The organism is Streptomyces sp. NBC_00057 (genome assembly GCF_045041165.1).
Lineage (GTDB): Bacteria > Actinomycetota > Actinomycetes > Streptomycetales > Streptomycetaceae > Streptomyces.
This window is the reverse complement of record NZ_CP108256.1, coordinates 9,120,165-9,128,849: the sequence shown is the minus strand read 5'-3', so window position 1 is coordinate 9,128,849 and position 8,685 is coordinate 9,120,165. Positions and strand designations below refer to the sequence as shown.

The following is an 8,685-nucleotide window of genomic DNA, read 5'->3' as shown; positions in this document are numbered from 1 at the left end:
GTACCATATCGCTGCGCGATATGAAAGCGAAACGATCCGCGTTGCGGATCGGGCTGTTTCCGCTTCGCTTCAACAGCCAGTGAAACGGCCCGCGTTGCGGGCCGTCAATTCCCGCTGCACGGGAATTGCGAATTTCCGCTGCGCTCCAATTCGAAAAGCAGGCATGTCCGCTTCGCTCCCACGCCCTTGTTCCGGCTGCGCCGGAACGGCTGGCTACAGGATACGGGTGCATCACTGCTGGCCTGTGTAGCATCCCGAACAACAGCACACCCCCAGCCTGGTGACACCACATCACCCCTCAGACGAGAGGCCGACCCCACCTGACGGAACGAAACCAGACACCGCTTCGCCCGATCCTGCCCGTAACAGCCCATCACTTCCTGAAAAACGATCAGTACACAGACGAATCTACCCGAAAAAGCCTCCCGACAGACCTTGTTGCGCTAGAGTGAGTCCGCGCATCACCACGATGATGCATCACAGGATGCAGTGTGTAGCATCCCGAGGGAACCGCTACCCCCTCTGTCAGGTATGACTGGCCGCTCTCGTGAATTCTGGAGTACGGATATGCCGAATACGAAGCAAATCCCTCTGCGTCCTCATCAGATTGAAGCGGTGGATGCCGTGGTGCGTGGTCTTGATATTCCGCCAGGAAAGCGAATTCCGCGTAATGGGCTACGGGCCACGGTGGTGGCGGCGTGCGGTACGGGAAAGACGTTCATTGCCGCGCATTCCGCGTTGCGGCTCGCGCGCAACGGGCGGGTTCTCGTGCTGCTGCCGACTTTGGATCTGCTGACCCAGACGGTGCGAGAGTGGCGCTTGGCCGGGCATACGGGCCCGGCTGTGGCGGTGTGTTCACTGGATGACGACCCGCACTTGTGGAATCTCGATATGCGGTCCACGACCAGTCCTCCGCAGCTGGCGCTGTGGCACGGCCGAGGACCCGTGACGGTCTACGCCACCTACGCCTCCCTGCCAGTGCTCGCAGAGACCCATGAGGGCGCGTACGGACTTCCCATGGACGTCTTCGACCTCGTGGTCGTGGACGAAGCGCACCGAACCAGCGGGGCGATGGGGAAGGCGTGGGCGGCCATCCACGACCAGGACGTCATCCCCGCGATGCGCCGGCTCTACATGACCGCCACCCCCAGGATCTGGAAGGAGCGGCCGCCCCGGCCCCGTTGGGCGGAGCGCCAGGCCGGCTTCGAGAACGCGCGGAACCCGCTACCGCAGGAACTGGCCTGTTCCATGGACGATCCCAAAATCTACGGGCCTGTCGTGTACGAGCTGTCGCTGGCGTCCGCGGTGTCCCGCGGGCTTTTGGCGCGGTATCAGATCGTGGTGGTGGAACTGACCGACCCGGTGGTCACCCCCGCCCGCCTGGCCGGCCAGGAGAAACGCGAGGAGCAGCTGCGGGGTGAGCGGATGGGGGCGTTGCAGGCCGCGTTGCTGGAGACGATGGCGGTGCACCAGCTGCAGACCACGATCACGTTCCACCATCGGACGATAGAGGCGGCGGCGTTCGCGAAGGGGCTGCCCAGGGTCGCGCAGCGGCTGCACGCGTCCGACCCGGAGCGGTACCCGGAGCGTGTGTGGGCGGACTGGTTGTGCGGTGAGCATGAGGCGGACCACCGGCGCCAGGTACTGGGGGACTTCGGGCGCAGGGCGGGGCGTGCGGTGCTCTCGAACTGCCGTGTGCTGGGCGAGGGAGTTGATATCCGGGCGGTGGATTCCGTGGCACTGTTGGACCCGAAAGGGTCAGCGGTGGATATCGTGCAGGCCATTGGCCGGGCACTGCGTCAGAAACCCGGTCAGGGCAAGATCGCGACGCTGATCGTGCCGGTGTTTTTGGCGCGGGGTGAGCATCCGGAAGACATGTTCACTTCCTCTTCGTATCGCCCTTTGGTGAAGGTTCTTGAGGGGCTTCGGGCGCATGATGAGCGTGCGGTGGAAATGCTTGCTACTCCGCAGGAGCCCCAGAAGCAGGTCGTTGATCCGTCGCAGAGTATCGGTCCGGAGCCGGAAGACGGTGAGGAGGAGTCGCGGCTGCTGCTCCGGTTCGCGGCCCCCAGGGATCCGGTGATGATCGCGAAGTGGGTCAAGTTCCAGGTCCTCGACACCGAGCGTCAGGACTGGGCCCGCGGGTACGACGCCGCCCGGCGGTACTTCGAGCGGGAGGGCTCGCTGGACGTGCCCTACGAACACGCCGAGGGCACCTACCCGTTGGGCAGGTGGCTGTCCGACCAGAGAAGGGCCTACCGGGCCGGGACCATGTCCAGCACCCGGGCAGATGAGCTGGACGAGCTCGGCATGATCTGGGACACCGCCGACACACAGTTCGCCGAGAACCTCGCCGCCGCCCGCGCCTACTACGCCGAAGCGGGCACATTGGCCGCGCCACGCCACGCGACCGCCCTGGACAAACCCGTCGGGCAATGGCTCACCAACCTCCGCCGGCCCGGAGGACTGGGGAAGGACCCCGAACGCGCAGCGCGGCGTGCCGAGCAACTCGCCGCGATCGACCCGGACTGGAACCCCGGACAGTTGGGGTGGACCGTCGACTGGCAACGCCACTGGGCCGGGCTCACCACCCTCCTCACGGCCGGCGGAAAGCTGGAAGAAATCACGCCCGGCGTCACCTACCGAGGCGACGACATCGGACGCTGGACCGCCCGGCAAGCCCGCGACTGGGCACGCCTCAACACCGAACAGCAACACCGCCTGAACGAACTCGACGTGAAACCGGCTGCACGGCCCCAGAAGGCCCCAGCGCGAACCAGTGCGAAGACAGGGGCAGCGAAGGGCTCCGACGCCTTCACGCGCGGCATCACGGCCCTTCGGCAGTACATCGCGCGAGAGGGGAAGACCGTCGTCGGGCGGCAGCACGTCGAAAAGATGCCCGACGGGACATCCGTACGCCTCGGCGTATTTCTCAGCAACCAGAAAACCCGCCGCGACCGCCTCACCGAAGACCAGCTCACCGCCCTCGCCAACCTCGGGCTGGAGTGGGCTGCCTGACTGAACAATGGCGATGCCCACACAAACCATGTCCGGCGCGGGCATCGCCATACTCATCTCGGGCCATCCGGCGCAGCTCGGTTGGGCGCCCACCGGTCACGGCGCGGGCGCGGAGCCGGGCGAGGATGCCGTTGTTGTCCGGCTTCGAAAGACCCTACTCTCTTGGAGCCCTCACCCCCCTGACCAGGTGATCCTCACCCAGTGACCCGCCAATCCTCACTGCTTGTCCAACACCAACGCCCAGCCATGACCGCTCAACACCCCATAGAAAAAACCGAATCGGTCCGGCCCACAGCACCCAAGACCGGACACCCAACCGAGAACCATCCCGGACACGGAAGCAAAGACTCCCATCTAGCGGACCGGCCGATCGGCGACGGTCAGTGGGTGAAGCCCCAGTCGAGCATCTTGGCGGCGTCGGCGAAGACCTCCTGGTCGGCGCCGACGATCGCACCGACCAGGGTGCGGTTGTCCCGTTTGGCGGCGAAGACGAGCGAGTAGCCGGCCTCGGCGCCGCTGCCCGTCTTGACGCCGAGGGCGCCGTCGTAGGTGCTCAGCAGGTCGTTGGTGGTGTTCCAGGTGTAGTACCGGGTACGGCCGTTGGCAGCCGCGGCCTCCGTCTTGAACTGCTTGAGCTTCACGATGTCGGCGAAGACCGGCTTCAGCATCGCGCGCTGGCCGAGCTTGGCGAGGTCGCGCGCGGTGCTGCGGTTGTCGCCGTGCGAGATGCCGTCGAAGGAGTCGAAGTGCGTACCGGTCAGGCGCAACTGCTGGGCCTGCGCGTTCATCTGGTTCTCGAAGTCGGCGATCCGCGCCTCCTGCGTGTCCCCGTTGCCGAAGCTGTCGGCGAGGGCCATCGCGGCGTCGCCGCCGGAGGGGATCAGCATGGCGTGCAGCAGCTGGCGGGCGGTCAGCTTGTCGCCCGTCTGGAGGTCGGCGGTGCTGGCCCCGTTCTCGGTGACGTAGTCCCGGTACTCCTGCTTCACCGTGATCTGCCGGTCCAGCCACTCCGGATGCTGGAGCACCACGAGCGCTGTCATGATCTTGGTGGTGCTGGCCATCGAGACGCTCTCGCCGGCCTTGGTCCCGGCCCACATCGCCCGCTCCTGGCTGCCGTCGCGGGCGTCGAGCAGGAAGGCGTTGTCGGTGGCGACGTCGGGCGCGGCCTGGTCTCTGGTGGCGGGCGCGCCCTGGCTCTGGTCGTCCGCGAAGTGCGTGACGGTGGAGGTCGCCGCTTCGGCGAGGCCTCCGGCGGTGATCGGCAGGACGGCGCCGACCAGCGCGACGGTCGCGATGCGGGCTCCGGTGCGGTGGGTGCGGTTGGGACGGGCGTGCGAACCCATGGGCCTCCCCTTCTCCCGGCGCGGGGGCGCCGGCTCGTGACGAAAATCGGTGCGTAGCGCACCTACTTGCGCACGAATATCCGTTGTCGAGATCGACATGTCATAGCCGGGTAACAGGAATCACAGCCATGGAGATGCCGTGCAGCCCCCTTGTGGACCTATGACCTCGGTCGCGCACTGTGGTCCAACGATCTCAACACGTTACGGGTGCGGGGATGCGCCGCGCCGCCCCGATTCGGAACGGGGCGGCGCGGATTGGCGGCAGACCCGGTTCCAGGCAGGCGTCGGCTTCACCTGGATTGCGTACTTCGCGGCCGCTCGCACTAACGTGCCGCCGTACAGCGTCAGTAGCCGCGACCATCGTGCCGGTCTTCCTGAAGCCGGGCGAGGACCCGACCGGCATGGTCGCCAGCGCGAGCTTCAAGCCGCTCGTGGCCGTGCTCCAGTGGCTGCGCTCGCACGATGAGCGCATGGTCGAGCAGCTCGTCTACCGCGCCCTGCGTGGAGGAGGCTTTATCGGATGGTGGCGACTGCTGTCAGTCGTATGCCGATACCGGTCAGCCGAGTGCAGAAGGACTGGGATACCTGAGACCAGGGCGGCAACTCGTGCCGCCCTGATGCTCGTGGGAAGGGGCCGCGATGCCCGGAAGACGTGGCGAGGATCCCGTACACGGTCCGGTGGCCGTGTTCCCGCCGGCGTCGGGGCGGGCGGCGGCAGTGCCCCGGCTGCTGGACCTCGACAGCCGCGGTGAGTTAAGTGCGGCGCATGTGCGCCTGGTGGCACAGGCGTTGGGTAAGTCGGAGCGGACAGTGTGGCGGTGGCTGGCCGTTGCCCGGGAGGATCATCGCCTCGCACGGGTGGAGTCGTCCCATTTCACGATCACGACGGAAGTCCGGCGGCTGCTGGCACTGTGGGGCGGTAACGCCTCCCGGGTCCACACCGAGCTGATGCAGCGGGCAGCCGACGATCCGGACGCGCCCGCAGTACCGTCGCTCTCCACGTTGCACCGGGCGATCCGCCGGGACCTGACCCGCGGTGAGCGGGCCGGGCTCAAGAGCGGGGAAGCGGCGCGACGCGCGCATGACGTCTTCGGGCAGCGTCCGGCGACGCACCGCAACGCGGCGTGGGAGGGCGACCACAAGCATGTGCCCATCGAGGTGGATGTGGAGGGTGAGCTGGCCACGCCGTGGGTGACCTGGTTCATCGACTGCGCCACCAAAGCGATCACCGGAGTCGCGGTCACCGCGCACGCTCCGAGCCGAGACGCGGTGCTGGCGTCCCTGCGGATCGCGATCACCCGCAGCGAGCCGTTCGGTCCGGTGGGCGGGCTGCCCGGTCAGATCCGGATGGACCGCGGCAAGGAGTTCCTGTGCGCTACGGTCACCGCGGCAATGGGTGCGCTCGCCGTTCCCGTGACCGATCTGCCTGCCTATACCCCGCACTTGAAGGGCACCATCGAGGCGTTGAACGACGCGGTGGAGGAGATGTTCCTCGTCTCCCTCCCCCGCTACACCGGCCGTCAGAAACTCACCGGTGGCCGGCTCGCCGACCCCGACGCCCCGCCTCTGACGTATGAGGCGTTCGTGGGGCTGCTGCTGGACTGGGTGACCTGGTGGAACACCCGCCACCACCCGTCCGCGTTGAACGGCAAGACGCCAGTCGAGGCGTGGCAGGCCGACGCGACACCGCTCACGGATGTGTCCCCAGGGCAGCTGGCGACGTTCGCCCTGGAGGACGATGGCCGTACGTACACGATCAGCACCAGCGGAGTGCGGTGGCGCCGCCGGGACTACCTCGCCCCCTGGATGAACGGCCGTACCGGCACCAAGGTCTCGGTACGGCACCTGCCCCATCACGACGACACCATCGAAGTCTTCGATGCCACGACCGGCCGCCACCTCGGATCGGCGTTCCTGGCCGCTGCGGCGAGCCGGGAGCAGATCCGCTCCGTCCAGGCAGCACGGACCGCGGCCGCCCGCCGGCTCAAGGCCGATCTGAAGGCCGCGGAGAAACTGCGCCGCCAGCGCTTCGAAGCCTCCACCACCGCCGCCCCGCCCAGGCCTCTCACCTCCCCGACCTCCGCGCAGGCCGAAGAGGAACTGGGCGCAGCAGCGCAGACGGACCGCCGCGCGCTGGCCCGCCCTGGTCTCGTTCCGCACGGCCCCGCGCCCGATACCTGGGCCCGCCCGAGGCCCCCGCGCACACCTACTCCTGATGAGGACCAAGGCTGATGATCGCTGATCTGGACTACGGGCTGCTGCCCGACGAGAGCGAAGACCACTTCCTGGGCCTGGAGCAGGCGCAGCTGGTCGGCACCGACACACTGCTGACCACGCGGGACAACATCGAGGCCGTCATCGAGGCGAAAGCCATGATGTGCGTCTACGGGCCGGCCGGATCCGGCAAGACGATGTCGGTGAACTCAGCACTGCGGCATCTCGCCCCGGACATCACCCATCGCCTGGAGCTGCGGGCCGGACCGACTCCCCGGGACATCCGCCACGGTCTCTTCCAGGCGCTGGGGCTGCCGGGTGAGCCGCCGGCCCGCCCGATCGAGTTCGACACCCTCCTCAAGGAGGCGCTCGCCGAGGAGTTCCGGGTCCTGGTCTGTGACGAGGCGCAGTGGATGAAGAAGACCGGGTTCGAGTTCTGGCGCCATCTGTGGGACGACAAACGCACCAACATCGCGGTGATCTTCGCCGGGGGCGACGGCTGCTACAAGGTCCTGCGCCGTGAGCCGATGCTGGCCTCCCGGATCTTCATCTGGCAGGAGTTCACCCGGATGTCCAAGGACGAAGTGAGGGAGACAATTCCCGCCTTCCACCCCGTCTGGGCGGACGTGGACACCGTGTTGATCGACGCGATCGACAAGCAGGCCGCCCACGGCAGCTTCCGCAACTGGGCCAACATCACCACCCACATCCTCGCCGGCATGAAGAAACTGAACCTCAAACAGGTCGACGAAGACCTCGTGCGCTGGGTCTACAGCAAGATCGGCGGCATGTAGTGACAGCCGGCGGTCCACCACCGGTCACCGTCATCCACGACAAGGACGACCACCCCGCCTGGACGACCGCCGCGCATGCCGCACACGAACCCGCCCTGGGACGTCTGACCGTCGACCCCAGCCCCGCCAACGGAGCGCCCGCCGCCCTCGCCCACGACCTCCTCTATGCCCTGGGCAAACGACTCCCCCAAGGCGGAGAAAAGTACGGGACGTGGGCCGATTCCCAGCGCCCCGCCTGGGATGCCGTCGCCACCTGGGTGCTCACCCACCACATTGGGCACCTCATCGTCTGCCGCACCGACCGCCTCACGCACGCCCGCCAGAGACAACTACTCGCCCTGCGGGAACGGTGCGGTATCCGCCTCACCCTCCTGTGGCACCGGCAGGTCACCCCTGCCCTGAGAACGCTCCTCGAAGAAACCCCGCACCACATCATCGAGACCCTCCCCCAGGCCCGTATCGCCCTGGACCGGACGGAACACTCACCGACCGGTACCCCAAGCGCCGGACAGCAGCGGCCCACCGAACCTGCCCCTCGGCGCCAGGACGGCGGGCAGTGGATCACCTCCCCGGCACCGTCGGACGGCGTGGTGACAAACCGCCCGAAACGCGCCCGGTGCCAGGGCGCACCCAAGCTCGCCCCCACAACGAGCAGCGCACCGTCCGCGCGAGGGCGTGACCACACACCAGCAGACGTTCTCGCCGCACGGCTGACCACGGTGGCACACCCCCTGCACGCCACAGCCCTGGCCATCCACGCGGTCACCGGGGCAGACATCAACCAGCTCGCGCTCATCCGCGGCATCGACATCAACGAAACAGCGACCACCGTCAAAATCCACGACAGCACAGCCCACCGCCGATGCCGGCTCTACCCACTCCCCACCTGGACACGCCGCCTCGCACGCGCCGCCGGCATTCACGGACAGCTCAAGGACCGCGCCCCGGACAGCCCGCTCTTCCCGCTCATCACGGTCCAGGACGGCGAACAACTCCGCCTCACCGCAACAGGAATCCGCTACCACCTGAAGCCCACACCGTAGAAAGCGACACCGGCCGCCCCGTTGTCCTGTCCCAGATAACTGTGGGCAGGGTGAGGCTCTGACCTGCGGTGCCTACGGTTGTGCGGGACGAGTTGGCGGTTGGTGTCCCGCTCAACCGTAGGCAGCGTGGTTGTTCACCCGCGGAGCCAGGCCAGCAGGCGCCGTGGAGTCGGTCGCGAGGTGCTGGCTGCCATGACTTGGGGAGCCGGCTTGGCTCTCCTGGCTTGTTGGGCGAGTCGGTACTCGTCGGCTTCACGGATGAGTTTCTGAGAG

General features: G+C 67.4%; 5 protein-coding genes. 4 read left to right on the top strand and 1 reads right to left on the bottom strand.

The window, feature by feature from the left end:
* The first annotated feature begins 531 nt into the window (after positions 1 to 531).
* Positions 532 to 3,018 (top strand): Helicase associated domain protein, encoded by a 2,487-nt coding sequence (locus tag OG953_RS43270; protein ID WP_405691525.1) that lies wholly within the window; start codon positions 532 to 534, stop codon positions 3,016 to 3,018.
* Between the two features lie 380 nt (positions 3,019 to 3,398).
* Here OG953_RS43270 and OG953_RS43265 read toward each other — a convergent pair whose 3' ends face one another.
* Positions 3,399 to 4,361, bottom strand: a complete 963-nt coding sequence (locus OG953_RS43265; protein ID WP_405681763.1) for a D-alanyl-D-alanine carboxypeptidase family protein — start codon at positions 4,359 to 4,361, stop codon at positions 3,399 to 3,401.
* A gap of 717 nt (positions 4,362 to 5,078) precedes the next feature.
* On the opposite strand from OG953_RS43265, the gene OG953_RS43260 reads away from it, so the two are divergent.
* Genes OG953_RS43260 through OG953_RS43250 form a run of 3 tightly spaced genes read left to right on the top strand, consistent with a single transcriptional unit; the run spans position 5,079 to position 8,412 of the window.
* Complete coding sequence (locus OG953_RS43260; RefSeq protein WP_405691526.1) at positions 5,079 to 6,593, top strand: Mu transposase C-terminal domain-containing protein; 1,515 nt, start codon at positions 5,079 to 5,081, stop codon at positions 6,591 to 6,593.
* Positions 6,593 to 7,369 carry an AAA family ATPase gene (locus tag OG953_RS43255; RefSeq protein ID WP_405681765.1) on the top strand — a complete coding sequence of 259 codons (777 nt, stop codon included), beginning with the start codon at positions 6,593 to 6,595 and terminating at the stop codon, positions 7,367 to 7,369. Before OG953_RS43260 ends, OG953_RS43255 begins: the two co-directional genes overlap by 1 nt.
* Positions 7,369 to 8,412 (top strand): hypothetical protein, encoded by a 1,044-nt coding sequence (locus tag OG953_RS43250; RefSeq protein ID WP_405681766.1) that lies wholly within the window; start codon positions 7,369 to 7,371, stop codon positions 8,410 to 8,412. Before OG953_RS43255 ends, OG953_RS43250 begins: the two co-directional genes overlap by 1 nt.
* Positions 8,413 to 8,685 lie beyond the last annotated feature (273 nt).

Coding starts and splice junctions, on each gene's coding strand:
- OG953_RS43265 (WP_405681763.1), bottom strand. CDS start 4,361: ATGGGTTCGCACGCCCGTCCCAACCGCACCCACCGCACCGGAGCCCGC.
- OG953_RS43255 (WP_405681765.1), top strand. CDS start 6,593: ATGATCGCTGATCTGGACTACGGGCTGCTGCCCGACGAGAGCGAAGAC.
- OG953_RS43270 (WP_405691525.1), top strand. CDS start 532: ATGACTGGCCGCTCTCGTGAATTCTGGAGTACGGATATGCCGAATACG.